Source organism: Kitasatospora sp. NPDC051702 (genome assembly GCF_040681575.1).
In the GTDB taxonomy this organism is placed as follows: domain Bacteria; phylum Actinomycetota; class Actinomycetes; order Streptomycetales; family Streptomycetaceae; genus Kitasatospora.
Map to the genome: position 1 here is coordinate 59,248 of NZ_JBFAZB010000009.1, position 26,451 is coordinate 85,698.

The 26,451-nt window shown below is 72.2% G+C and carries 19 protein-coding genes and 1 pseudogene; 14 read left to right on the forward strand and 6 right to left on the reverse strand.

The features are described 5' to 3' along the window. Window positions 1-222: 222 nt before the first annotated feature. The 3 genes from AB0N04_RS10720 (at window position 223) to AB0N04_RS10730 (ending at window position 6,874) form a co-directional block, all read left to right on the forward strand. Window positions 223-3,135: an AAA family ATPase gene (locus tag AB0N04_RS10720; protein ID WP_360215308.1), complete on the forward strand. Its 2,913-nt coding sequence runs from the start codon at window positions 223-225 to the stop codon at window positions 3,133-3,135. A 422-nt stretch (window positions 3,136-3,557) separates the two neighbouring features. Beyond that, window positions 3,558-5,240: a hypothetical protein gene (locus AB0N04_RS10725; protein WP_360215311.1), complete on the forward strand. Its 1,683-nt coding sequence runs from the start codon at window positions 3,558-3,560 to the stop codon at window positions 5,238-5,240. A 128-nt stretch (window positions 5,241-5,368) separates the two neighbouring features. Continuing rightward, window positions 5,369-6,874 carry a transglycosylase family protein gene (locus AB0N04_RS10730; RefSeq protein WP_360215314.1) on the forward strand — a complete coding sequence of 502 codons (1,506 nt, stop codon included), beginning with the start codon at window positions 5,369-5,371 and terminating at the stop codon, window positions 6,872-6,874. 329 nt (window positions 6,875-7,203) lie between these two features. On the opposite strand, the gene AB0N04_RS10735 is transcribed toward AB0N04_RS10730, so the two are convergent. Both AB0N04_RS10735 and AB0N04_RS10740 read right to left on the reverse strand, forming a co-directional pair. Next, window positions 7,204-7,701 (reverse strand): phosphoribosyltransferase, encoded by a 498-nt coding sequence (locus AB0N04_RS10735; protein ID WP_360215317.1) that lies wholly within the window; start codon window positions 7,699-7,701, stop codon window positions 7,204-7,206. Between the two features lie 271 nt (window positions 7,702-7,972). Continuing rightward, the gene (locus tag AB0N04_RS10740) at window positions 7,973-8,362 is read right to left on the reverse strand and encodes a transglycosylase SLT domain-containing protein (protein ID WP_360215320.1); all 390 of its coding nucleotides are present in this window, start codon (window positions 8,360-8,362) and stop codon (window positions 7,973-7,975) included. A 714-nt stretch (window positions 8,363-9,076) separates the two neighbouring features. On the opposite strand from AB0N04_RS10740, the gene AB0N04_RS10745 reads away from it, so the two are divergent. The 4 genes from AB0N04_RS10745 (at window position 9,077) to AB0N04_RS10760 (ending at window position 12,862) form a co-directional block, all read left to right on the forward strand. Continuing rightward, window positions 9,077-9,655 carry a helix-turn-helix domain-containing protein gene (locus AB0N04_RS10745; RefSeq protein ID WP_360215323.1) on the forward strand — a complete coding sequence of 193 codons (579 nt, stop codon included), beginning with the start codon at window positions 9,077-9,079 and terminating at the stop codon, window positions 9,653-9,655. 164 nt (window positions 9,656-9,819) lie between these two features. Beyond that, window positions 9,820-10,695 (forward strand): SDR family NAD(P)-dependent oxidoreductase, encoded by an 876-nt coding sequence (locus AB0N04_RS10750; protein ID WP_360215326.1) that lies wholly within the window; start codon window positions 9,820-9,822, stop codon window positions 10,693-10,695. A 146-nt stretch (window positions 10,696-10,841) separates the two neighbouring features. Next, on the forward strand, window positions 10,842-11,246 hold the full coding sequence (locus tag AB0N04_RS10755) for a nuclear transport factor 2 family protein (RefSeq protein WP_360215329.1): 405 nt from the start codon (window positions 10,842-10,844) through the stop codon (window positions 11,244-11,246). A gap of 110 nt (window positions 11,247-11,356) precedes the next feature. After that, window positions 11,357-12,862 carry an FAD-dependent monooxygenase gene (locus AB0N04_RS10760; RefSeq protein WP_360215332.1) on the forward strand — a complete coding sequence of 502 codons (1,506 nt, stop codon included), beginning with the start codon at window positions 11,357-11,359 and terminating at the stop codon, window positions 12,860-12,862. Between the two features lie 102 nt (window positions 12,863-12,964). Here AB0N04_RS10760 and AB0N04_RS10765 read toward each other — a convergent pair whose 3' ends face one another. Beyond that, a complete protein-coding gene (locus AB0N04_RS10765; protein ID WP_360215335.1) occupies window positions 12,965-13,543 on the reverse strand; it encodes a helix-turn-helix domain-containing protein in 579 nt (192 codons plus the stop codon). 105 nt (window positions 13,544-13,648) lie between these two features. Between AB0N04_RS10765 and AB0N04_RS10770 the strand changes: the two genes are divergently transcribed. From AB0N04_RS10770 to AB0N04_RS10800, 7 genes are all read left to right on the forward strand, one after another. After that, window positions 13,649-14,530: an SDR family oxidoreductase gene (locus AB0N04_RS10770; RefSeq protein ID WP_360215338.1), complete on the forward strand. Its 882-nt coding sequence runs from the start codon at window positions 13,649-13,651 to the stop codon at window positions 14,528-14,530. A gap of 66 nt (window positions 14,531-14,596) precedes the next feature. Continuing rightward, complete coding sequence (locus AB0N04_RS10775; RefSeq protein WP_360215341.1) at window positions 14,597-15,448, forward strand: NAD(P)H-binding protein; 852 nt, start codon at window positions 14,597-14,599, stop codon at window positions 15,446-15,448. Window positions 15,449-15,576: 128 nt separating this feature from the next. Continuing rightward, window positions 15,577-16,086, forward strand: a complete 510-nt coding sequence (locus tag AB0N04_RS10780; protein WP_360215344.1) for a protease inhibitor I9 family protein — start codon at window positions 15,577-15,579, stop codon at window positions 16,084-16,086. A gap of 140 nt (window positions 16,087-16,226) precedes the next feature. Continuing rightward, window positions 16,227-16,760, forward strand: coding sequence for a hypothetical protein (locus tag AB0N04_RS10785; RefSeq protein ID WP_360215347.1), 534 nt, complete (start codon window positions 16,227-16,229; stop codon window positions 16,758-16,760). A 256-nt stretch (window positions 16,761-17,016) separates the two neighbouring features. After that, the gene (locus AB0N04_RS10790) at window positions 17,017-17,430 is read left to right on the forward strand and encodes a DUF2690 domain-containing protein (RefSeq protein WP_360215350.1); all 414 of its coding nucleotides are present in this window, start codon (window positions 17,017-17,019) and stop codon (window positions 17,428-17,430) included. Window positions 17,431-18,044: 614 nt separating this feature from the next. After that, window positions 18,045-18,686 carry a polysaccharide deacetylase family protein gene (locus AB0N04_RS10795; RefSeq protein ID WP_363363985.1) on the forward strand — a complete coding sequence of 214 codons (642 nt, stop codon included), beginning with the start codon at window positions 18,045-18,047 and terminating at the stop codon, window positions 18,684-18,686. Window positions 18,687-18,741: 55 nt separating this feature from the next. Beyond that, entirely contained in the window at window positions 18,742-19,869 is a 1,128-nt protein-coding gene (locus AB0N04_RS10800) for a glycosyltransferase (RefSeq protein ID WP_360215356.1), read from the forward strand. Between the two features lie 798 nt (window positions 19,870-20,667). Here AB0N04_RS10800 and AB0N04_RS10805 read toward each other — a convergent pair. The 3 genes and pseudogenes from AB0N04_RS10805 to AB0N04_RS10815 all read right to left on the reverse strand — a co-directional run bounded on the left by AB0N04_RS10805 (window position 20,668) and on the right by AB0N04_RS10815 (window position 25,876). After that, window positions 20,668-21,537 carry an IS5 family transposase gene (locus AB0N04_RS10805; RefSeq protein ID WP_360215463.1) on the reverse strand — a complete coding sequence of 290 codons (870 nt, stop codon included), beginning with the start codon at window positions 21,535-21,537 and terminating at the stop codon, window positions 20,668-20,670. A 247-nt stretch (window positions 21,538-21,784) separates the two neighbouring features. Continuing rightward, window positions 21,785-22,597 (reverse strand): annotated as a pseudogene (locus AB0N04_RS10810) (IS5 family transposase). 216 nt (window positions 22,598-22,813) lie between these two features. Further along, a complete protein-coding gene (locus AB0N04_RS10815) occupies window positions 22,814-25,876 on the reverse strand; it encodes a hypothetical protein (RefSeq protein WP_360215359.1) in 3,063 nt (1,020 codons plus the stop codon). Window positions 25,877-26,451: the final 575 nt, after the last annotated feature.

The window sequence follows — 26,451 nt, forward strand, 5'->3', positions numbered from 1 at the left end:
TGGTGACGGGTGTCCGGGTGGGGCGACAGGGGAGCGCCGCTCGTGCGGCGGTGGCCGCGCCGCGGCTGTCGGACGATCCTCCGGCGCAGCATCCCCGCAGACATCCGTGAGCCTCACGGAGATCCCGCAGCACCGTGCGGGGTCGGGACATGGCGCCTCGGCGAGCCGGGCGTGACGCGCGAGACGTTTGGCGCGGCACCCGACCTGGTTAAAGTCATGTACATGCTGATTCGGCAGATGGTTGGCGTGACCGGACGGGACGTCGAACAGGCCCTGCTGGAGGCCCTGGTCACCGATGTCGCGGCCGGCCGCGGGAGCAGCCTGCTGGTCGAGGGCGAACCGGGCATCGGCAAGTCCGCCCTGCTCGCCGCCCCGCTCGCCGCGGCCCGGGCCGCCGGCTGCGCGGTGCTCCTCGGGCACTGCGACGAACTGGCGCAACGGCTTCCGCTCTCGGCCATGACCCGACTCCTCGGCGTGCACCCGCCGTCGGCCGACCCCCGGCACGCGCAGGCCGCACCCGCCCGTCGATGCCCGCAGGCCCGGTCGGGCCGGGACAGGCACGGCCTCGCCACCGATCCCGTGACGGCCGCCACCGAACAACTCCTCACCCGCATCGACCGGTTGTGCACCTCCAGGCCACTCGTCCTGGCCCTGGAGGACCTCCACCGGGCCGACGAGGCCACCCTGCTGCTGTGGCGCCGCCTCTGCCGCACCGCGGCCCACCGGCCGCTGCTGGCCATCGGGACCTGCCGACCGGCCCCGAGCCGACCGGCCCTGGTGCGGCTGCGCCGGGAACTCCCGCCCCACGGCGGGCAGGTGCTCTCCCTCGACCGCCTGAGCGAGGCGAGCGTGACCGAGCTGGCCGGCGCACTGACCGGCGGGACCGCAGGGCCCCGGCTCGCCGCACGCCTCACCTCAGCGGCCGGAAACCCCCTGTACGTCAGGGAGTTGCTGAACGCCCTGGAACGCGCCGGATCCCTGCACCGCGCCGCCGGCACCGTCGAACTGCCCGCCGGCGGCCACCACACGGGGGAGCTCCGGGCGCTCACGGACGTGATCGCCGACCGGCTGGCCTGCCTCTCCGCCGACGCCCGGCAGATGCTGCGCCTCGCGTCCCTGCTCGGGCCCGCGTTCTCGACGGCCGACCTGACGGCAGCGGCGAGGGGCGGTGCCCTCGGCCCGACGGACGCGGCCGGCCGTGGCCGCCTCCTGGCGGCGGTGGACGAGGCACTGAGCGCGGGCGTGCTGGAGCCCGCCGGCACCCGGCTGCGCTTCCGCCACGCCCTGCTGCAGGAAGTCCTCCACGAGGCCATGCCGCCCGCGCTGCGCACCGGGCTCCTGCAGCACGCGGCACAGCAGCTGATCGCCGCCGGGGCGCCGGTGGAACGCGTCGCCGAGCTGATCCTGCCGGCCGTGCGGGACGCCGACGGCTGGGAGTGGAAGCGGGAGTGCGAGTGGCTCGCCGACAACGCGGCGCGACTGGCCGACCGGGCCCCCGGGATCGCCGCCGAGCTGCTCGAACACGCCCTGCGGCAGACGGACGCGCACGGCCCGAGGCACCACGTGCTGGCCGACCAGCTGGCGACGCTCTACTTCCGCACCGGCCCCGTCGAGCGCGCGGAGGAACTGGCCCGGACCATCCTGCTGGAGACCTCCGACCGCGAACTCGCCGGCCGGGCCCGCTGGTTGCTCACCAGCATCGCGCTGCGCGCCGGCCGCTACCAGGACGTGGAGGCGAACTGGCGCGCGGCCCTCGGCGACCCGCGGCTCGCGCCGCGCTGGCGCGCGGGGCTGCTGGCCCTGCTCGCGCTCGCCCGGGGCTTCCAGGGCCGGCTCGGCGGAGGCCGCGCGGCGATGGCCGAAGCACTCGCCGAAGGGGTGCGGCTCAACAACGCCACCACCGTCGGCTACGCCCTGAACGCGGGCGCCCTGATCCGCAGCCGGGAGGGCGACCAGCCCGGCGCCCTGGTCCTGGCCGACCTCGCACTGGCGCAGATCGGCGACGACCCCGAACCCGTCGACCTGCGGCTGATGCTGCTGGGCCACCGGGCCGTGGCACTGGACAGCCTCGGCCGCCCCCGGGAGGCGGAGGAGGCCCTGGCCCGCGCCCGCACCGTCGCCGAACGGACCGGGGCGACGCTGCTCTCCATGAACCTGGTCAGGATCGCCGAGCGGCACTACGAACACGGCCGCTGGGACGACGCGCAGGCGGTCCTGGACGAGGTCACCGACCTCCCGCAGGGCCGCTGGCAACTCGCCCGGCACAGCCTGCACACGCTGATCAGCGCCCGCCGCGACAACCGGCCGCAGACACCCGGGCACCCGGAAGCCGCGGCGACGCCGGACGACGAGGCCGCGCCGCCGACCTGGCCCGTGGCGGCCTCCTACCGGATCGTCGCCCGCAGCCTCGTCCTCGAACGCACCGGCCGGCCCCGCGAGGCCCTCGACGTGCTCGCCGTGCTGCTGGCCCGCGCCCACGAGTACGACGTCCGGAGGCACCCGGAGTGGCTGGTCGCCCTGGTCCGCCTGGCCCTGGCCGTGGACGACCGGGGCACCGCCCGCGCCGCGGCGCTCGAGAGCCGGCGCAACGCCCACATCGAACCGCTGCCCGCCACCCGGGCCGCCGCCGGATGGTGCCAGGCACTGCTGCACGACGACCCGGACCGGCTGCGCGTCGCGATCGACCACCACCGCGCCGCCGACCGGCCCCCCGACCTCGGCAACGCCCTGGAGGACCTCGCCGTGCTCCGGGCCGCCTCCGGGGACCGCGCCGCGGCCCGCGCCGCCTTCGGCGAGGCCCTCGCGCTCTACGCCGGGCTGGGCGCGGTCTGGGACGCCCGCCGCGCCGCCGCCCGCCTGCGCCCCTGGGGAGTGCGCGCCGGCATCCGCGGGCCGCGCTCCCGGCCGGCCTCGGGCCGCGGCGCCCTGACCGCGACGGAACAGCGCGTCGCCGACCTGCTCGCGCAGGGGCTGTCCAACCCCGACATCGCCGCGATGCTGCTGCTCTCGCGCCGCACGGTGGAGACCCACGTCTCCCACATCCTCGGCAAGCTCGGCGTCCGCTCACGCCACGAGGTCGCCGCGGCCACCGCAGAACAGCCACCGGGGCCCAGCCACCGCCCCGCGGCCCGGTGACCACTCGCCGCGGGGTGTCGCCGAGGTCTGCGTACGCCTGGCACGCGACCTGACACAGGGACGGGGCCGGGGACCCGCGTTCGAACTCGTTCTCGGCCCCGCTGGCCGGAAGGGGCCATGGACGATTGCGTCCATCCGAAAGCCCTTCCACCCGCCCTGAGCTGCGACGAAGCTAGTGATCGCCGCCAGGGAGCACCCCTTCCGGGAGGCGGGCCGAACGAAGCGTCACCGCGGGACGCGAGCCGGACCCACATCGCCGATCCCTCGTCGCCCAAACAGGCACGAGGGCCGTACCGCCGCCGTACCGCGCAGGTCTGCCCACAGCCCCCCGACCGCTGCTCCTGCAGGGCAGCCGTCCACGCCCGGCTCGCGGGCGCCCGCCCACCGACCTCACCCCTTCCTCACGCTTGCGGAGTGCACCCATGTCCTCGAAGACCTCGAAGCTGCTGCGCGTCACCCTGGCGGCTGCGATCGCCGTGTCCGGCGCCGTCGTCGCGACGACCGTCACCACCACCACCGCCACCGCCGCGCAGGCTTCCTCGGTCGGCGGCCAGATCACCCGCGCCGAGATCATCGAGCGCGCCCAGTTCTGGTACAACAAGAGCCTCGTCTACAGCCAGGGCGGCTCCGCCCTCGACTCCTCGGGCCGCTCCTACCGCACCGACTGCTCCGGCTACGTCTCCATGGCCTGGCACCTGGGCAGCAGCCCGAACACCCAGGGGCTGGTGGACGGTGGCTTCACCAGGGAGATCAGCCGCAGCGACCTCAAGGCCGGCGACGTCCTCAACTCCTACTACAACCACGTCCTGCTCTTCGAGAAGTGGGACGACGCCGCCCACACCAAGTTCTCCTACTACTCCTTCGGGTCCACCCCGGTGAAGCACATCACCGGCGTCTCGATCGACGCGGCGAGGATCGACGGGCACCCCAACGGCGAGTACAAGGCGCTGCGCTACAAGAACGTCGTCGAGGACTCCACCCCGATCCCCGCTCCCGCTCCGGCGTGGAAGCCGGCCGTGGGTGACGGTGGTTCGGTGACGGGTGCGGACGGTACGGCTTACACGTTCAGCCGGTCGGCGAACGGGCACGTGCAGATGACGGCGCGTCTGGCGGGCGGTGGTTGGACGACGGCGGACCTCACGAACGTGGTGGGAACGCCGGCGGCGGCGGGCGGTTCTCCGGCCGCCTTCGTGCAGACCAACGGGACCGTCGGCGTGGTGACGGCGAACGCGGACAACGGGCACCTGCAGATCACCTACCGCTCGGCGGCCGGCACGTGGGCGACCTCCGACCTGACCGGCACGGCCGGTACTCCGGTGACGGACGGTGCGGTGAGTGCGAGCACCGACCCCGACGGCACCTTGGCGATCTACTCGCGCGGCTCGGCCAACGGTGGTCACCTGAGCCTGACGGCGCTGCAGCCCAGCGGTGCCTGGGCCACCGTCGACCTCACCGACGTGGTCGGCACGCCGATCTCGGCGGGCGGTGCGCCGTCGACGTTCACGCAGACCAACGGGACGGTCGGCGTGGCCACCGCCAATGCGGACAACGGGCACCTGCAGATCACCTACAAGTCCGCCGCCGGCACGTGGGCGACCTCCGACCTGACCGGCACGGCCGGTACTCCGGTGACGGACGGTGCGGTCAGTGCGAGCACCGACCCCGACGGCACTCTGGCGATCTACTCGCGCGGGTCCATGAACGGCAACCACCTGAGCCTGACGGCGCTGCAGCCCAACGGTGCGTGGGCGACCGTGGACCTCACCAACACCGTCGGTACCCCCGCGTCCGCGGGCGGTGCGCCGTCGACGTTCACGCAGACCAACGGGACGGTCGGCGTGGCCACCGCCAATGCGGACAACGGGCACCTGCAGATCACCTACAAGTCCGCCGCCGGCACGTGGGCGACCACCGACCTGAACACCCTCGTCGGCACCCCGGCCACCGACGGCGCGGTCAGCGCGAGCACCGACCCCGACGGCACCCTCGCCCTCTACACCCGCGGCTCCCTCAACGGCGGACACCTGAACCTCACCGCGCTGCAGCCCAACGGTGCGTGGGCCACCGTCGACCTCACCAACACCGTCGGCACCCCCGCCAGCTGACCACCGGCGTGCCCCCGTGCTGTGCGCGGGCCCGGCTGCGACACCCGGCCCGGCCCGCGCACAGCACGCCCACCCGCCCTCCGTTCTCTTCGCTCGAACACGCTGCCGCCAAGCCCATGGAGCCCGCCGTGACCGCCCCCGCACGTCGTACCGCCCTCGCCTCCCTCCTCGCTGCAGGCCTCCTCGCCTCTGCGGCGGGCACGCTCGCCGCGGGCGAGGCCTCCGCCGCCTCCCTCTCGACCTGGGACAAGGTCGCCGCCTGTGAAAGCGGGGGGAACTGGAGCATCGTCAGCAGCAACGGCCTCTACTACGGCGGCCTGCAGTTCAGCCGCAGCACCTGGCTGGCCTATGGCGGCGGTGCGTACGCCCCTTACGCGAACCAGGCGAGCAAGCAGCAGCAGATCCTGGTCGCCGAGAAGGTCCTCGCGGGCCAGGGCCAGGGGGCCTGGCCGCGCTGCGGGCCGGCGGCGAGCCTGGGAGCCGACCACGCCGACCCCTACCCGTCCACCACCACACCGCCGCCCGCTCCGGCGTGGAAGCCGGCCGTGGGTGACGGTGGTTCGGTGACGGGTGCGGACGGTACGGCTTACACGTTCAGCCGGTCCGCGAACGGGCACGTGCAGATGACGGCGCGTCTGGCGGGCGGTGGTTGGACGACGGCGGACCTCACGAACGTGGTGGGAACGCCGGCGGCGGCGGGCGGTTCTCCGGCCGCCTTCGTGCAGACCAACGGGACCGTCGGCGTGGCCACCGCCAATGCGGACAACGGGCACCTGCAGATCACCTACCGCTCGGCGGCCGGCACCTGGGCCACCAGTGACCTCACCAACACCGTCGGCACCCCCACCACCGGCGGTGCGGTCAGCGCGAGCACCGACCCCGACGGCACCTTGGCGATCTACTCGCGGGGCTCGGTCAACGGCAACCACCTGAGCCTGACGGCGCTGCAGCCCAACGGTGCGTGGGCGACCGTGGATCTCACCAACACCGTCGGTACTCCTGCTTCTGCGGGCGGTGCGCCGTCGACGTTCACGCAGACCAACGGGACGGTCGGTGTGGCCACCGCCAATGCGGACAACGGGCACCTGCAGATCACCTACAAGTCCGCCGCGGGCACGTGGGCGACCTCCGACCTGACCGGTACGGCCGGTACTCCGGTGACGGACGGTGCGGTCAGTGCGAGCACCGACCCCGACGGCACCTTGGCGATCTACTCGCGCGGGTCCGTGAACGGCAACCACCTGAGCCTGACGGCGTTGCAGCCCAGCGGTGCGTGGGCGACCGTGGACCTCACCAACACCGTCGGTACTCCTGCTTCTGCGGGCGGTGCGCCGTCGACGTTCACGCAGACCAACGGGACGGTCGGTGTGGCCACCGCGAACGCGGACAACGGGCACCTGCAGATCACCTACAAGTCCGCCGCCGGCACGTGGGCGACCACCGACCTGAACACCCTCGTCGGCACCCCGGCCACCGACGGTGCGGTCAGCGCGAGCACCGACCCCGACGGCACCCTGGCGATCTACTCGCGCGGCTCCCTCAACGGCGGACACCTGAACCTCACCGCGCTGCAGCCCAACGGTGCGTGGGCCACCGTCGACCTCACCAACACCGTCGGCACCCCCGCCAGCTGATCACGGCCACCAAGCGGCGTCCGGAACACTACCCGGGCGCCGCCCCGGCCCGAGGCCGGAACCCGTCCGGAAGCGCTTCGACAGCTGGTCCCGCCCGTGTCCTTCCCCACGCCCGGCCACCGACGGAAACTCGCCGGCCCCGCCATCGCCACGGCCGCCGCGGTACGCGAAGCAGCCGACAGCCCGGCCGCCCCTTCGGGCGTCCGGTGACGGGCGGCCCCCTCGGCCGACCGGTGATCCGCCCGGCCGGTCGGCGCTGGGGGTCGGTGGTGTCACGTGAAGCCGGCGAGCGCCCCCTTCCCGTTGTCGAAGGGCCGGCGAGCCGGCGGTCAGGCGTCGAGCACCTGGCCGTCGCGCCGGACGACCGGGCCCTCCGCCGACCACGGGAACTCGATCCAGTCGTCGGTCCTCTTCCACACGTACTCGCACTTCACCAGGGAGTGCGACTTCTCGTAGATGACGGCGGAGCGGACCTCGGCGACGTGGTCGAGGCAGAAGTCGTGCACCAGCCTCAGCGTCTTGCCGGTGTCGGCGACGTCGTCGGTGATCAGGACCTTCTTCTCGGTGAAGTCGATCGCCGCGGGGACGGGAGCCAACATGACGGGCATGTCGAGGGTGGTGCCCACGCCCGTGTAGAACTCGACGTTCACCAGGTGGATGTTCTTGCAGTCCAGCGCGTACGCGAGACCGCCCGCCACGAACACGCCGCCGCGGGCGATGCTCAGGACGAGATCGGGCACGTAGCCGTCGTCGGCGATCGTCTGCGCGAGTTCGCGCACCGCCCGGCCGAAGGTCTGGTAATCCAGGATCTCGCGCACATCAGTCATGGCGTTCAGTGTCCTGGACGGCGGGCCGGGCGGCGAGCGTCGGCACGCTGAGGGCCGGGAGCGGCCGGGAGCGGCCGGGACCGGCCGGGGCGGATCGTGCCCGGCCGTGCGCGCGGCCGGGCACGGACACGCCGAGGGGCCCGGTGCGCGGGGTGTGCGCACCGGGCCCCTCGGCCGTGGTCCTGTTCGGCCCCGGGTCGGTTCGTGGCGTCGGCGGGGCGTGCAGTCGTGCAGTCGTGCCGGCGGGTGACCGGCGGGCCGCTGCGACCGGTCAGTAGTTGTGGTGGATCTGCCAGTAGGCCCAGGCCTGGTTCGGGCTGCCGTAGCGGCCGTTCATGTAGTCGTAGGCCCACTTGATCTGGGTGGCGGCGTTGGTCTTCCAGTCGGCGCCGGCGGAGGCCATCTTGTTGCCGGGCAGGGCCTGGCCGAGGCCGTAGGCGCCGGAGGAGGCGTTGGTCGCGGTGACGTTCCAGCCGCTCTCGTGGGAGATGATCTGGTTGAAGGAGGCGAGCTGGTCGGCGGGGACGATGCTCGCGGCCAGCGCCTGCGGCGTGGTGGCCGAGGCGGCGGTCGGGACGACGGCGGCGCCGATCGCGGTGATGCCGACGGCGGCGGTGAGCAGGGCGGCGGACTTGCGCATGCGGGTGGAGATCACGGGCATGTGGGAGTTCGACCTCAATCGTGGGGGTGCCTCGTCCTGCGGCTCGGCAGGCCCAACAGGGCCGGCGGGCGGGAGTCGGCACCGGGGCGGTCACGGGTGGTGACCACCTGGCGGGAGTTGCGGCAGCGGATCGAACCGCCGCCGCAGCTGGCGACTGAGCCATTGTTAGCGGGGTCGGAGGCCGGGTCCAAGGGGTGCCCGCTACGACGCGGCGTCGTAGCGGATCCGGGCGAACACGCGCGTCGGACGCGGGCCGCTACCCGTCGCCTCGATGGCCAAACCAGGACAGATCCGAACTTTTGCGGTGATTTTCACCGGTCTGAGCTGGGAAAACAGCGGAGGCCCGGCCGCAGACACGGAATGGTGGCGGTGACGGCGGCCGCCCGGGCCGGGGCCGGCTGCGGAGTGGAGGGGCGGTCCACTAGGAAGGGTAGGAGGTGCGTGGAGCGCGTGAGAACCGTCACGGGCCCCCGCGCCCAGGCACTCGCCCCCAAGGGATCCAGCTCACACCGCTGTGACTGTCGGTGACGAACCGGTGGCGCGGGCCGGGTGCCGTGGTGGCTGTTCAGGCTGAGGCGCACCTTCGAGTGCGATTCCTTGTGGATCAGGGGGCCGGTGGGGGTGCCGGAGATCGTGTCGTCGCTGTCGAGCGTCCACTTCTCGATGGGGTCGGTGTCCGGGGGGAAGCCGAGCCGGCCCGCCTATGCTGACCGGGTGAGATCGACGGGTGAGCAGGGGCCGGGGCTGCGGGCGGATGCCGTGCGCAACCGTGCCCGGGTGCTGCAGGTGGCGCGGGAACAGGTGGCGGCGGGGGACGACTCGCTGCAGCTGAACGCCATCGCGCGGCTGGCCGGGGTCGGCGTGGGGACGGTGTACCGGCACTTCCCGAACCGGCACGCGCTGTGGGAGGCGCTGCTCGTCGAACGCTTCCGGGAGCTGGTCGAGGAGGCCCGGGCCGCGGCTGCGGACGAGGATCCGCTCGCGGGCCTGCAGAGGCTGCTGCGGTTCACGCTGGCGCGGGCCCTGGAGGACTCCGGGTTCGCCGCCGTGCTGGAGTCGGCCGCCGACACGGACGCCCGGACCGTCGAGCTGAAGCGTGAACTGGACGGTGCCACGGCCCAGTTGCTCGACCGCGCGCGCCTGGCCGGCGCGATCCGCCGGGACGTCGGGCCCGGTGACGTGCGCCGGCTGCTCTGCGGGGTCGAGCACGCGCTGCGCTCCGGTGAGCACGGGCCCGAGCGGACCGAGGTGTATCTCGGTGTCCTCGTCGAAGGCCTGCGTCCTCCGCGCTGACCACCCGCGCTGACCTCCGCGCTGACCACCTCCTCCGGGCAGTCCGGGGCTGCTTCGGCCCCAGAAAACGGATAGCTATCCGAATCATGTGCTAGCGTCCCCGCTTGAAAACGGATACCAATCCGTTTCGAGGGGCTGAACGCACGGAATCGGAGGGCGGGCCCATGGAACAGCGGGCTGTGGTGACGGCGGGGACCGGGGGCATCGGACTGGAGACCGCGGTGGGGCTGGCGGCGCGGGGGCTCGCCGTCACCGTCGTCGGGCGGGACCCGGAGCGCGGCGCTCGCGCGGTCGAGCGCATCGCCGCCGCCGCGACCGGCGGCAGGCCGCGCTTCCTGGCCGCCGACCTCGCCTCACTCGGCGAGGTGCGCGCCCTCGCGGCCCGCCTGGCCGCCGAGGGGCCGCTGAAGCTCCTGGTCAACAACGTCGGCGCGATGTTCGCGCAGCGGCAGCGGACCGTCGACGGGATCGAGGCCACCTTCGCCGTCAACCACCTCTCGCCGTACCTGCTGACCGAGCTGCTGCTCGACTCCCTCCGGGACGGCGGACCGAGCCGGATCGTGAACGTCAGCTCGTCGGCGATCGGCCTCGCCAGGCGCACCTTCGCCGCCGTCGAACCGCCGGGCGGCTACTACGGGTTCCACTGGTACGGCCGGGCCAAGCTCGCCAACCTCGTCTACGCCCTGGACCTCGCCGAACGCCTGCGCGGCAGCGGGGTCGCCGTCCTTGCGGCCGACCCGGGCGGCGCCGCGACGACCATGACCGACGGCACCATGACCTCGCCCGCGATCGTCTCCCCGCCGCTGCGCCTGCTGTGGCCGCTGGTCCGCCGACGGTTCGAGCGCTCCACCGCCGGCCCGGCCTCGCTGGCCGCACGTTCCTCGATCGCCGCCGCGACCGCCCCCGCCCTCGAGGGTCGCACCGGACTGCTCATCGGTCCCGAGGCCCACCCCGTCCCGCTCTTCCGCGGCAGCACCGCCCCGCGCACGGCCGCCGACGTCCTGCGCCTCAGCCGCCGGCTGGCACCGACGGGAGGCTGACGGCCGGCGGGCCGTCTCGCGCGGCAGCGGGTGGCCGCGATCCCCTCCCGGATGAGCGTGCGCGACGCACGCAATCTGTAGTACGGTGCATATGCGTGCTCGAAGCACGCACTTTCAAGCCGCACAAGAATCCCAAGGGGACCGCCATGACCACCGCCAGCACCCGCGCCGACGCCCGCACCGCCCTCACCGACCTCCTCCTCACCCCGGGCCTGGACCTCGACGAGGCCGCCGACCGGCACTTCGCCCCCGACTACCGCCAGCGCACCGACGGCGAGTGGGCCGACCGCACCGAGTTCCTCGCCCACATCGCCCACCTGCGCACGGTCGTCGCCGGCGGCTCCGTCGAGGTCCACGACGAACTCTTCTCCGGCGACCTCTATGCCGACCGCCACACCATGACCATCACCAAGACCGACGGCTCCACCGTCCGCATCGAGGTCTACCTCTTCGCCGAGTACGCCCCCGACGGCCGCTTCCGCCGCATCGAGGAGACCACCCTCATGCTCGAAGGCGCCGACCACGACCGGAACCTCGGCAGCGCCCGCTGAACGGCCCTCGCCCACCCGGCGCCCCGACGACGGCGCGCCCCGCCCTGCCCCGCGCACGGGCGCGCCGCCGCCGGGCCGCACCGACCCACCAGTGAGAGGAAGACGTTGTCATGCTCGACGTACTCGTCGCCGGGGCCGGCCCGGTAGGGCTCTGGCTCGCCGCGGAGCTGCGCCTGCACGGCGTGGAGGTGACCGTCGTGGAACGCCGGACGGCACCGGACGGGCGCTCGCGCGCCGTCGGCATGCAGGCCGGCACGCTGGACACCTTCGCCACCCGCGGCCTCGCGGAGCGCTTCATCGAGCGCGGCACCCCGGTGCCGACCGGCCACTTCGGCGCGGCCACCACCCGGCTGGACTTCTCCACCGTCGGCGCGGTGCACCCGTTCATGCTGGGGCTCGGCCAGTCCGTCACCGAACGGCTCCTGGAGGAACACGCCGTCGCCGTGGGCGCCCGGGTGCTGCGCGGACAGGAGGTCGTCTCGCTCACCCAGGGGCCGGACGCCGTCGAGGTGGTGCTGCGCGCCGACGGCGCCCACCGGACCGTGCGGGCCCGCTGGGTGGTCGGCTGTGACGGCACCCGCAGCGCGGTGCGCCAGGCGGCCGGCATCGACTTCCCCGGCCAGGACACCACCATGACCGGATGGCTCGCCGACGTCGAACTCGCCGCCGGACCCGCCGCCGGACCCGACGGTCCGCCCACCGCACCGCCCACCGCACCGCTCGCCGCCACCGGGCCGGCCGGTTCGTTCCTGGCCGTCCCGATCGGCGACGGCGTCCACCGGCTGGCGGGACTGTCCACGGCCACCATGCACCGCGGCACCGGCGAACCCCTGACCCTGGAGGAGGTGCGCGAGCAGACCCGCGCCCTGCTGGGGCGGGACCTGGCCGTCCGCAACCCCCGGTGGCTCTCGCGCTACGGCAACGCCACCCGCCAGGCCGCGCACTACCGGGCCGGACGGGTCCTGCTCGCCGGGGACGCGGCGCACATGTTCTTCCCCGCCGGCGGGCAGGGCATGAACCTCGGCATCCAGGACGCCGCCAACCTGGGCTGGAAACTGGCCGCCGTCCTCCAGGGCCGGGCACCCGACGCCCTGCTCGACAGCTACGAGGCCGAGCGGCGGCCGGCCGCCCGTGCTGTCATCGACAACACCCGCGCGCAACTGGCCCTGTTCGCGGCGGCGAGCCCGGAGCAGATCGCGCTGCGCGAGGTCTGGTCCGAGGCGCTGGCCGACCCGCGGACCAACCGCCGGTGGGCCCGCCGGATCGCCGGCTTCGACGACCCGCTGCCCGCCACCGCACCCGGCGCACACCCGCTGACCGGCACCCGGCTGGCGGGCCTCGCCCTGGCGGCGGCCGACGCGCCCACGCCCCACCCGCTGATGCACCACGGCCGGCCGCTGCTGCTGGACCTCGCCGGGACGCGGACGCCGTGTCCCGCGCCCGGGCCGGACCGGCGGACGGTGGCCGTCAACGCCGGGGAATCGCACCCGCTCTGGCGGGACGTCACCGCCGTCCTGATCCGGCCGGACGCCCGGATCGCCTGGGCCAGTACCGAGGCCGACCCGCAGCGCCGGGCCGCGGACTGCCTCACCGCCCTGCGCGGCCTGTGCCGCTGAACGCGGCGGGGTGAGCCCACTGCCGTCCCCGCTCCGTCGGTGTCAGGGGCTCGGCGGGGGAGGGCGGCGGGCGCGAAGAGCCGTGGGGTCCTGCCCGTCCGGTCAGCCCAGCGACGCGCTCGCCGCCCGCAGTTCGTCCAGGGCCGCCAGGGCGCACCCGGCGAGCCCGTCCTCGGCGCCGCGGTCGTCCTCGGCCCACTCGGCGTACCCCCGCTTGAACGCGAGGACGCCCAGCTCTCCCGCGAGGGCCGCCGTCGGGCCGGGCACGCCACGGGCGAGCAGGGCGGTCGTCATCGCGGCCGCGAGACTGACGGTCTTGAGGGCGTCGCGCTCCTGGAGCTCGGTGCTGGCGGCGACGGCCGCCTTCAGGCGGGGGGCGAGTTCGCGGCTGCCGGGGCCCATGGCGGTCGAGGCGCGCTGGAGACCGGCGGCGACGGCCTCGAGCGGGCTGGCGGTGCAGGGCGCGTCGGCGATGCCCTCGGCCAGCAGCCGGCTCAGCGTCTCCTGCCCGGCGACCAGCAGTTCGCGCTTGTCGGGGAAGTGCCGGAAGAAGGTGCTCTTGGTGACGCCGGCGCGCTCGGCGATCTGCGCGACCGTCGTGGCGTCGTACCCCTGCTCCGTGAACAGGTCGACCGCGGCCACGACGAGGCGTTCACGCGCACCTGGTTCCCATCGACCCATGGGCTCAGCATAGGCGACGGGACCCTTGTCCCGTTGTGATGGGACTCTTGTCCCGTCACTGCTACAGTGACGGGACAAGAGTCCCATCACTTGTGGAGGGTTTCCATGCGCGTCTTCGTCACCGGCGGCACCGGTCTGATCGGGTCCGCCGTCGTCGCCGAACTCCTCGGCCACGGCCACACCGTCCTCGCGCTCGCCCGCTCCGAGGCCTCCGCACAGGCCGCCGGGGCGGCCGGCGCCGAACCGCTGCGGGGAGGCCTCGCCGACCTGGACGTCCTGCGCTCCGGCGCCGCCCAGGCCGACGGCGTGATCCACCTGGCCTTCGGCAACGACTTCAGCAGCCCCGAGGCCCTCGCCCGCAACATCGCCGAAGAGGCCGCCGCCCTCACCGCCCTCGGTGAGGAGCTCGTCGGCACCGGCCGCCCCCTGGTCACCGCCTCGGGTACGCCCTGGGTGCCCGGCCGGGCCTCCACCGAGGCCGACCCGGTGCCGACCGACGGGCCGGTCGGCGGCCGCGGCCGCACCGTCACCGCGATCCTGGGCCTGGCCTCCCGCGGGGTCCGGAGCACGGCCGTCCGCCTGCCGCGCACGGTCCACAACGAGGGCGCGGGCGGGTTCGCCGGTCTGCTGACCGACATCGCACGCCGGAGCGGAATCTCCGGCTACACCGGCGACGGCACCCAGCGCTGGCCCGCCGTCCACGCGCTCGACGCGGCCGTCCTCTTCCGGCTCGCCCTGGAGCGGGCGGATGCCGGCACCGCCTGGCACGCCGTCGCCGACGAGGGGGACGGCATGCGGGACATCGCGGCCGTCATCGGCCGACGGCTGGGCCTGCCGGTCGAGTCGGTGCCGGAGGAGACCTACGGCCCGCTCGGCCCGATCTTCAAGGCCGACCAGCCCTCGTCCAGCGCCCGCACCCGCCAGGCGCTCGGCTGGGAGCCGAAGCACCCGGGCCTCCTGGAGGACCTGGAGAACGTCCAGCCCTGACCGGCGACTGGCAACCACCCGTGCCCATAGGGCACTTCACGTCCACGACACGCAGGAGGCCCCACCATGCCGACAGTCGTCTTCGGCGCCCGCGGCAACGTCGCCCGTCACGTGGTCGACGGTCTGCTGGCCGCCGGCGAGCAGGTCAGAACAGTCAGCAGGAACCCGGCCGCGGGGGTGCGGCCCGGGTGCGAAGCGGTCGTCGCCGACCTGGGGCGTCCCGAGACGCTGCCCGCAGCGTTCGACGGCGCCGACAAGGTGTTCCTCTACGGGATGCTCGACCCCCAGCAGCCCTACGACATCGACGAGGTCGTCGCGGCGGCCGCAGCCGCGGGGATCCGGCAGGTCGTCCTGCTCTCGTCGGTGGCGGTCGTCCTTGACCCCGACGCCGGCCACCCCGTCGCCCGCCTGAACCGCAGCATCGAGCAGGCCGTCCAACGCTCCGGCCTGGACTGGACCTTCCTCCGGCCGGGGACGTTCGCGGCCAACACCCGTACCTGGTGGGCCGATTCGATCCGCACCGACGGCGTCGTCCGGCTGCCCTACCCGCGCGCACAGTCGGCACCGGTGCACGAGAAGGACATCGCGGCGCTGGCGGTGACCGCCCTGACCGAGCCGGGCCACTCGCACCAGGCCTACACCGTCCACGGGGCCGAGTCCCTGACCCTGCAACGCCAGGTCGAGCACATCGGCGAGGCCATCGGCCGCCGCATCCGGGTGGAACACGTCACCGAGGAGCAGGCCCGCGCGGATGTCGCCAGAACCATGCACCCGGTCGTGGCCGGGGCGATCGTGAGCCAGTGGGCCGCCGCCGACGGCGTCGCGGCCGTGACCTCCGCCATCGCGGAGAAGGTCACCGGCGCCCCGGCCCACACCTACGCCCAGTGGGCCGCCGACCACGCGGACGACTTCCGCTGAGCCCTCCGCGGGACCACGGGAAGAGGGCCGGAGCGGCCGGAGCCGCTCCGGCCCTCTTCCCGTCGCGCCGGGCGCCGTAGGAGACTCCCGTACGCGATACCGATCCCGTGTGTGCGTGTGGGGGAACCGTGGACCGTGTGCCGGGCGCGTACGAGGCGCCGCTGTTCTCGGCGGGGCAGCCGCAGTCGGAACGCGGTTTCCTGATCCACCCCGGGTACTGGCCGCACGCCGAGCCGGCCTTCCCGTCCGTCCTGGACATCCTGACCCGACACGGGGTCGACCCCGGCGCCGCCCGCACACGACACGGCCTGGTCGTGGGAGCGGACCTGACCGCGGATCAGCTCGCCGCAGTCCGGGCCGACCGCCAGGTCGAGTACGTCGAGCGCGACTGCGTCGGCGGCGTCGCCCGCTACCAGCGCGTCCCCGCCTCGGCGCGTGTCGTGGGCCAGTACTCCGTTGCCGTGGCCGACGACTGCGACCTGGGCGCACTGCTCGCCCGACTGGACGGCACCCTGCTGCACGCGTACGACGAGATCCACACGTTCGCCGCCCGGCTGACCGACCGCCAGCGCGACCTGCTCCGCCGCGACCCCGAGGTCTTCTCCGTCGGCGACGACCAGTGGGACTCCGCCGACTGACCCCGACACCCCCGACCACTCGCGCCACGATTCCCCTGCTGGTGGGACACGGTTCGATCACATGCCCTCGCCGCCGCTCACGGATGCGCAAGGGTGGCGCCGGCTGTCCGCGCACCACCACCAGAGGAAGAACGTCCTTCATGAGCAACCCCGTTCAGAACGACTCCAAGCGCCCCGTCTACCGCAGGGTCCGCTTCGTCGCCCCCGCCGCCCTGATCGTCGGCATCGCCGTCGGCGCGGCGGGAGGCGCAGACAAGAAGAACAGCACCCCGGCGGCCACGCCCACCGCCACCGCCACCGTCACCCTTCCCGCTGCGGCGGCCAAGGCTCCCGCCCCGCTTCCCGCCGCCACCGTCACCGCCACCATGACCGTGACCGCCGAGGCCCCTGCGGCCCCCGTGGCGCCGAGCACGCCGGACAAGCCCAAGGGCGACACGATCGGTGGCGACGGCAGCTACGAGGTCGGCGTCGACGTCCAGCCCGGCACCTACAAGAGCAAGGGCCCCAAGGCCGGCGGCATCGGGATCTGCTACTGGGAGCGCAACAACGGCGGCGACGGCGTCGGCTCCATCATCGCCAACGACAACGTGCAGGGCCCCGCCACCATCACCATCAAGTCCGGCGACAAGATCTTCAAGACGACCGCCTGCCAGGACTGGGTCAAGACCGGCTGACCCGAGAACCAGGCCCCCTTCCGCCGGATCCGGCGGCGGCACAGGCCTGCGCTCGGCCCGCCTGTGGCAGGGCCCCGAACGCCGCCGGGTCCTGGCCCCGGAGCCCGGACCGCCCTCCCGACCGCCCGCGGGAGCCGGCCCGCTTCCCGGGACGAGCGGGAACGTCCCTGGGACGCCGGGACGGTGGAGGGACGGTGCGGCGGGGCCCCAGAGTGGGGGCACATCCATTGATCACGCACCAGTCCGGAGAACCCCCATGCGTTCCGTCACCCGCAAGGCCGCCACGATCGGCGCCACCCTGGCCCTGGCACTGTCGGGCGCGGTCCTCGCGGCCGCCCCGGCCTCCGCCGCCACCAGCTGCTACGCCAGCAGCTGCACCGGCCTGGACCCGGCCAACACCACCTGCGCCAACGACGCCATCACCGTCTCCACCGACGGCCCGCTGGAACTGCGCTACAGCCCGTCCTGCCGGGCCGCGTGGGCGCGGGACAGGAACGCGGTCGTCGGTGAGTCCGTGGCGGTCCAGAACCACCCGGGCCAGGCCAGCGACTACTCCACCACCACGTACTCGGGCGGCGCCATCTGGAGCGCGATGGTCAACGACAAGGACATCCAGTCGCAGGCCAGCTCCACCTCCACCAAGGGCTGGTACCGGACCGGCTGGTACTGATCGGCCGTACCCGCCGCCGCCCCCGCCGCCGCCCCCGCCCCCGTCGGGCGAGGCGCGGGGGCGACGGGGTTTCCCACCGACCTCGACGACAATCCGTTCGAGGACACTGCGGTCGGGCTCCGGAACCCGCCGTCCACCGACCGACCAGGCGGTCGGACTCCTGATGCCCCGCCGCGATGCTGCGCCCGTGCCGAACGTGCACGGGCGCAGCATCGCGGTATTTGCGGCGGTACGGGCGGTAGGTGCTGGCGGTAGGTGCTGGCGGCCCACCTCACCGACCCCCACGTCGACGCCCGCCCGCACCGGCGGCCCGCCGTTCCGGCCCCGCCCGCGCCCGGCACAGGCTGCCGGCGCCCCGCGTCCCGACCTGCCGGAGGAGCACGACGGATCCGACCGGGCGGCCCCGGTCCGGGCCGTGTCCCGGGCAGGGAGCGGTCGTTGGACGCTGCGGCGTCTGCGGCTGTCGCAGAGTACGGCGACGGAGGGCATGCGCAGGCCCGCCCACCCGCGGCGCACCGCCCATTCCCTGCCTACACGAAATGATGATCGACATGCCGAGGCTGCCCTGGATCCTCATGTACCACTCCATCGATACAGCAAGATCCGACCCTCACATGATCTGCGTCTCCCCGGCGCAGTTCTCGGTGCAGATGGAATGGCTCTCCCGGCAGGGCTTCCGGGGGGTCAGCATGGCCGAGTTGATGCGGTCCAGGGATCCTGCCGCAGAGAAACTGGTCGGGCTGACCTTCGACGACGGCTTCGAGGACTTCCTGGACAACGCCCTGCCCGTCCTCGACAGGCATGGCTTCACGGCCACCGCCTTCGTCATCGCCGAGCGGCTCGGCGGCTACAACGACTGGGACTTCTCCAGCGGCGCCGACAAGCGGAAGATCATGTCGGTCGAGCAGGTGAGGGAACTGGCCTCCACCACCATCGAAGTGGGCTCGCACAGCCTCACGCACCGGCACCTGCCGGAGCTCTCCGACAGCGAGGCGGAGGCCGAGATCGCGGGGAGCCGGATGGCCCTCGAGCGGATCATCGACAAGCCGGTCCTCGGCTTCTGCTATCCGTACGGCTCGGTCGACGCCAGGATCTCCGCGATGACCCAGCAGGCCGGGTACCGGTACGCCTGTGCCACCAAGGCGACGATCCGGCCTTCGGGCCATTCGATTCCACGCTGCTTCGTCGGCGAGCGCGACACGCCCCTGCGGCTCGCGCTCAAGCGGGTTCGCCACCTCGCCATCGCCCCGCGATGAACCAGAAGAACAGTATCCGCATCCGAACCAGCCCCGCCATGGAGCAAGAAGAATAATGAGGATCCTGCACATCATCACCGGTCTGGCCGCAGGCGGAGCAGAACAACAACTACGGCTCCTGCTGCGGAACATGCCGGCCGAATACCACTGCGAGGTCGTCACCCTGGAGAACCCGGGGGCGGTGGCGGAGGGGATCCGACAGGACGGCACCCCGGTCACCCACCTGGCGATGCGAGGGAACCGGGACATCGCCGCACTGTTCAAACTGACCAAATTCATCCGCCGAGGACGCTTCGACATCGTCCACACCCACCTGTACCGCTCCTGTGTCTACGGCCGACTGGCAGCCCGGCTCGCCGGGATCCCGACGATCGTGGCGACCGAGCACTCACTCCTGAAGGACACGATCGAAGGGCGCAACACGACCGCCGGAGTCAGGCTCCTGTACACCGCGACGGAGCGGCTCGGAACCTGCACCGTGGCCGTTTCCAGTGCGGTCTCGGACTGCCTGGGCAACTGGGGGGTCCCGTCCCAGCGGATCCGGCAGATCGCCAACGGGATCGATGCGGCCGCCTTCGCGACCACACCCGACGAACACGCGAAGTCCCGGCGGGAGGTGCGCGCGCGCCTGCGGATCCCGGCCGACTCCTTCGTGATCGGCGGGGTCGGCCGGCTGGTTCCGGGCAAACGGTTCGACGTCCTCGTCGACGCACTGGCCGCCATGCCGGACGTGCTGCCGGACGGCCGGGTGCCGTGGCTGCTCCTAGTGGGCGCGGGACAGCAGCTCGACGCCCTGACCCGCCAGGCCCACGACGCGCAGCTGGCGCACCGCACCCTGTTCCTCGGCGAGCGCGACGACGTGTCGCAGCTCCTGACCGCCATGGACGTCCTCGCGGCCCCGTCCATCGTCGAGACCTTCGGACTGTCCCTCCTGGAAGGCCTGGCGGCCGGCCTCCCCCTCGTCTACACGAGCGGGCCGTCACTGGCCGAACTCCCCCCTCACCAGACGGGACACGCCTACTACTCGCCTTCGGACGGCCGCAGCTTCGCCTCCCGCCTGTGCACGGTCGCCGCGGACTGCGCACCCCCCCTGGCACCACCGCCGGTCGTGGGCATGTACGACATCTCCCAGGTCGCCGACGAGCTCACCAGCCTCTACACCGACCTCGCCGCGCGCCGCTGATCCCCCGGTGGGTCGTACCCGACGGCAAGTTCGGCACCCTGGAGGCGTACCCGCTGTTCGACCACTTCACCTTCGACGTCTACGACACCTCGGCCGGGGACCGCTACGTCGGCGGTGGCGATGCCTACCACCCGGTAGGCTTCTGCTACAACCACTGGGCGAAATAGGAGAGTTCAGCGCATGCGGCGATCGGGCCGGCTCGCGGGTACGGTACTCCTCCTCACTGCGGGCCTTGCGACCGCGTGTACCAGTGGTGGCGACGCTGCGCCCAGAAGCGGAGACGGGCCGTGGGTGCTGGACGGACTCGCCGCAACGCAGGCCGGCGTGCCCATCCAGCGCAGCATCGACCTCCTGCCCTCCGAAGGGGCCGCGAAGATCCTCGGGGTGGCCGAGATCTCGGGCACCGACGTGGTCCTGTGGGTGCGGGGCGGAGTCTGCCAGGTGGCGCTCCTGCCGGACTCGCTGACCGAGCCGACCGCGACGGCCCCGACGGCTGTCGGGGCGCCGCGGCCTGCCGGTCACGCGGGTTCGTCGGACGCCCACCAAGAATTCCCCGGGACCGTCCTCGACGGGAAGTACACCGCGGCGTCCGCCCAGTTGCAACCCTTCCGATTCGCGACCGTCGGATGCTCAGAAAAGGCGATGTCGGTCAAAATAGAAGGGGTTGGAAAATCCCTTCCGGCGAAGAAGTCCGGTGATTCACTGCAGCTCTGGCGAGAGGGTCAGAACGCGGTGCTCGCTGTCGGCCTTCCCGAGGCAATTCACGGGCCGGCTAAGAGGTCGTTTTCGTCAGATGTTTCATCCCGGAATCAGCCGTTTGGTCTGTGGTGTCGGGTCACGCCAGGAGATGGTGTTCTCGCTGGTGAGGCGGCGGGCCATGAGGTCGGTCATGGCAAGGTGAATCATGGCTTCGGAGCGGGTAGGGAGGGCTTCGTAGTCGCGGGCGAGGCGGCGATGGAGCATGAGCCAGCCATAGGTCCGCTCGACCGTCCACCGTTTCGGAATCGGGGTGAATCCCCTGGTGCCGGGCTTGCGGGCGGTGATCTCCATGTCGATGCCCAGGGTGGCGGCGTGCTCGACGAGGTGCGGGCGGTAGCCGCCGTCGACCCAGGCCTTGCGGATGCCGGGGTGTTCGACGGCGACCTTGTCGAGGAGTCGGGCGCCGGCGACGGAGTCCTGCACGCTCGCTGCCGTGACCAGCACCGCGAGCAGGAGACCGAGTGTGTCGGTGACGATGCTCCGTTTCCTGCCCACGATCTTCTTTCCGGCGTCGATGCCCTGGCCGGCGGCGGGGACGCTGGTGGAGGTCTTCACGCTCTGGGCGTCGATCACGCAGGCCGAGGGTTCGCCGTCCCGCCCTTCTTTCTGTCGAAGCAGTTGTCTGAGTAGGCCGTTGAGCTGGGTGAACACGCCGTCCTGCTGCCACTTGGCGAAGTAGCCGTAGACCGTGTTCCAGTTCGGGAAGTCGTGCGGGAGGTAGCGCCACTGGACTCCGGTGCGGTCCACGTACAAGATCGCGTCCATGATGTCGCGCAGGTCGTGCTCGGGCGGCCGGCCGAAGTCCAGGGCCCTGCCGCGGCGCTCGAAGCGCCAGGCCGACAGAACCGGCTCGATCAACTCCCAGCGGGCATCGGACAGATCACTCGGATAAGGACGTCGCGTCGGCATACTTCCGAAGTACCGCAGCAGACCGAGTGCGCCCAGGCGCACGACACCGGCGCCGGGAAGCAGACAGCCGCGAAGACCGGACATCCTGGGATGAGACAGGTACAAACCGCACCCCGCCCCACCTGCACCCCCGTCCGACCTGCAGACCTCAGCCGCATCTACAGTCGCTTCCGCACCATGCCCGCGCACTTCGAGAATCGCCCTGTATCCGGGCCAAAAAGATGAAAACGACCTCTAACTGACCGTTTCAGAATGCCGCTCGGAGCCGTCGGAGGCAGATGATGCTGCAGGCGAGTTCGAGCAGGCCCTGATGGAGGTCGGCGCGTTGTTCGTAGCGGGTGCGGAGTCGCTTGAACTGGTGCAGCCAGGCAAATGCACGCTCTACCACCCACCGGGTCTTGCCCAACCCGGAACCGTGGGCGACGCCGCGTCGGGCGATCAATGGTTTGATGCCGCGCTTCCACAGCAGGCGACGGTACTTGTCGAAATCGTAGCCTCGGTCGGCGTACAGGCGCCGGGGCTTGTGTCGGGGGCGTACCGCGCAGGCCCCGGATCGGTGGGACGGCGTTCAACAACGGGAGAAGCTGGGTGACGTCGTGGCGGTTGCCGCCGGTGAGCGTGACGGCGAGCGGGGTTCCGTGGCGGTCGACGATCAGGTGGTGCTTGGAGCCGGGGCGGGCGCGGTCGACCGGCGAAGGGCCGACATGGTCTCCCCCTTTGAGGGGGCCCGGACGTGTGAGGCATCCACGGCGCAGTCGTCCAGGTTCAGTGAGCCCGCGCGGCGCAGTTCGGTCAGCAAGGCGTTGTGCAGGCGAGGCCAGACGCCGGCCTCCGTCCAGTCCCGCAGACGGCGCCAGGCCGTGACTCCGGAGCAGCCCACGGTCTCGGCGGGGACGTCGCGCCAGGCAACGCCGGTCCGCAGCACATACATGATGGCGGCGAGGACCGCCCTGTCCGGGACACGGAGTCGCCCTGGATGGCGGCGGCGGCGCGCGGGAGTGGGTGGCAGTAGCGGAGCCACCCACTCCCACAGGCCGTCCGGAACAAGATCGGCACGCACCCGGGACACCCTGCCGACCAAGATCGCCGATCGCAAGACCCGCAGCACAACTCGTTCCGGAACGACAGAGCTGGAAGAGGATGTGCGAGCCGTGGATCTCCGGCATGCCCACGTGATGGGTGTTGCTGTTCGGATCACGGGCGGGTCCGGGTGGCAGCCCGGACCCGCGCGGTGCGGTGATCGGGCTTTCACTGCGGACCCGCCGTTGCACGGTCCCTAGGACTTGGCGTCCGAGCCGGCCTTGGTCTCCGAGCCGCCCTTGGCGTCCGAGCCGGCCTTGTCGCCCTGGTTCAGCATGCCGCCGAGGGCGCTCAGGTTGCCGCCGCCCGCGGCCGGTGCTGCCTTGCCGGCGGCGTCGACGGCGATCTGGGCCATCTTCTGCAGGTGTTCGGTGGCGGTCTTCAGGGCCTCCTGGGCGCGTTCGCCGGCGGCCTTGTCGTTGCCGGCGGCGGCTTCGATGCCCTTGGTGAGCACCTGGCTCATGGTGCTGAGACCGCTCATGTCGCGGAACAGGTTCGCGGTGGTCATGGTCTCCACCGCCTTCAGGCCGACCGGGTCGGGCATGGCCGACAGCTGCGAGTACTTCGCCTGGCTGGCGCCCAGAGCGGCCACCGTGGTGTCGAGGTCCTTCGCGCGCGTTCCGGTGGCGACCGGCGCGATGTCGGCCGGTGTGATCTGGATGGGCGAGTCCTTCCAGTTCCAGAAACGGGTGAGGTCGATCTTCTCGGCCGAGTTGGCCCGGCCGAGCACGGCCTCGGCGAAGACGCCCTTGGTGGCGATGGCGATCGTGTTGGTCACCGGCGCCCCGAACGTGGCGTCGCCGGGCTGGCGGGCCTTCGTCCACGCCTCTCGTTCCTGCTCGCTGCCGAAGTTCCACCGGAAGCCGAGGTAGTTGCCGGTGGCGGCGATCGGCTTCGGGTCCAGCAAGGTGCCGAGCAGGACCGGTGCGGCGTTCGAACCCGCCGGCGTGTAAGAGTAGTTGGCGAGGATGCGGCTGAGCGTCAGCTCGTCCGCGTTGGCCCAGACGGCCTGGCTGTAGTGGCGGCGGTTGTCGTTCAGGTGGTCCAGGACCGTCTGCGGCACGTTCCCGCCGCGCACGTGGAAGCCGAGCGACGCGATGTAGGTGCGGGTGCCGGACCTCACCGTCGAACCGAACAGCCCGCAGATGGCCGCACCGCCGGCGTCCTCGGTCATGTCGGGCGCGGCGGTGGTGGTCGAGGCGATCCCGAAGTTGGCCACGCCCGAGTCCATCGTCAGGCGCAGCCCGGCGAGGCTGCCACGGGCGGCCGTGCCGAACCAGGCGTCGACGGAGAGCAGCTTGTCGGCGCCTCCGAAGGTGTAGGACGCGCGTTGCTGCACGCCGGAGCCGCGGGTGTCGCCGCAGCGGAAGACCTGGCCCTGGAAGACCACCTGGATGGTGCGGATTCCGGCCTCGTCGTACCAGACGTCGATCTTGGACGCGTAGGGGGAGTCGGCCTTCGGCGGGGCGTCGAAGGCTATCGGCGCGTCTCGCTCCACGGTGAGGAGCCGGAGAATGAGCCCGCTGTTCAGAAGTGCCCAGTGGTCCCCGCTGGTGGATGTGACGAAGTCCGTCACCGACGAGAGGTCGGCAAGGATCTGGTGCTTGGGAGGGGTCCAGGTCGTCGCGCCGGCCTCGACCACCACGGCCTTGCCGTTGGCGGTGATGCCCCAGAGCGAGCCGTCCGGGCCGGCGGACAGGCGCTTCACGTTGGGCGCCGGGGTCCGTTCCGTCCAGGTGGTGCCGGTGCGCTCCCAGGTCCGCCCCTCCCGGCAGTACCACACCTTGTCCTTGCCGACGACGGCGACGTCGTCCGCCGTGATTTGCAGGTTCAGCGATGTGCCGTTCAGGTCGCGCCGGTAGATCGAACTGTCCATGCCGATGAGGTAGAGCGTGCCGTCCGGACCGCATGCGAGGCTCCGGCCCGCCCAGCCGTTCGGGTCACGCCGCCAGGCCGTCCCGTCGAAGTGCACGACCTCGTTGTCGGCCCTGATCGCCCACACGATGCTCTTGCCCGGTGCGATGCGGATCAGCTCACCGTCCAGCCCGGTGGTGGGCAGCGGGTTCCACTGCCGGGCCACCGGATCGAACCGGACCGGGGTGCCGTCGAACCTGCGCACCCCGTACACGCCCATGGCCGAAGCGGCGATGTCGGCCAGCTCCACCCCGTCGAAGACGGCGCCCCCCGGTGTCTCCGGCGCCGTGCACGCGTCGAGCTTGCGCACGGTGGTGTCGAACGGGTTGGCGGCCCGGATCTTCGCCGCCCAGTCGGTCGGCGCCACCGACGCGAGCACCTCCTTGTACCGTTGCAGGCTGGTGTAGTTGAAGGTGAGCTCCTGCAGCGGGATGAACAGACAGCGCTCCAGCTTCGTCGGCTTGGTCGTCACGTTGTAGACCTGGACGACCTCGTAGTACTGCACCGACATCGCGTGCATGTGGTTGTAGTTGGTGACGACCCGGGTGACGACCTGGTCCTTCTCCGACTGCGTCGTCTCGCGCACGACCGTCATGTTCCGGCTGCGGGCCGCGGTCGCCACCTGCTGGGTCCGCTCGCTGATGCGCTGCGTCGCCTCGGCCGCGACCGACTTCACGCCGGTCGAGCGCGACACCGAGGTCGCGAAGCCCGAGTTCGACGAATCACTCCAGTTGCCGCCGGCGCCGAGGCCGAAGAACGCGATTCCGGCGCTGCCACCGGAGCTGGACGACCTGCTCGACTGCGACGACCTGGACGTGCCGAACTGCTCCTCACGAGAGATCGCGTTCGCGACCTCGCTGATCGACCGGTTCTGGTCGCTGGTGCCGGACAGCGTGTCGTTCTCGGCGGTCGTCTCGGTGCCGGTGGCCTTGGTGCTGCGCTGCCAGTCGACGACGGCGACCTTGGTGCTTTCGCCGGGCGCGAGCGCGAGGCTGTGCAGTAACCGCCCGAGCGTGACGCCCTGGGCCGACCAGGTCTGCTCCGTCGTGACGATCATGCCCTCGGCCGGGCGGTCGTAGAACGGCAGGTTCTCCTCCCCGAGGTCGATGGCACCGGTCAGCTTGCGCGCCGGCTTCGCCCCGGGGATGTCGGTGAGCACCACCGAGCGGTATCTGACGATCTCCACCGGGTAGTTGCCCGTGGTCGGAAGCAGGTCCTTCGGCGTCGCGCCGTCGAGCATCGCCTTGTCGATCTCGTACCCGGGCGACGTACCGGCGGGGGTCGTCGTGCTCGCCGGGGGCGTCGCCGGTGTGGTGGCAGGTGTTCCGGTGCTCGGGGTGGTCATCACGATTCCCGTCTGCGAAGAAGATGAGGGAGATGCCGGTAGGGCCGCCAGGACGTGGAGCACCTGACCCCTAGGCGAAATGACACCTTCCGGACCGCTCGAAACTACACAGCCCGATCACAACAGCGGCACACTTCAACGAACTTGGCCAGAATCGGCGCCCGACTCAACGGCCCTCCGGCAGCGCCCGCCGCATGAACTGTTCACCCGCGTACCCGGGTGCCGGACCTCAGCCGCGAGCACCACATGCCCGCTGACCACGAAGCGCAGCGCCTACACCCGGCGAGGCCGGAGAACATGCGGCCTGGTGCCCTCCAGAACGAACGGGGTCACAAAGTGTCACCAGTCACCACGCCTTGTCATCCGCAACGGAGACCAGCGCGGCCACCAGCTCCCGTTCGGCCGAGGTCAGCAACACCTGCCTTCAGAATCTCCGAATCTCATTCTGAAACGATCAGTAAGTGACAAGTCACCTCCCGATGACGCGTGAGGGTGCCCGCCGGCGGGCACCCTCACGCCGTCTGGAGGCCAGGGACAGCTTGGCTGACCACCATCTGCGGCGCTGAGCCCGGCGC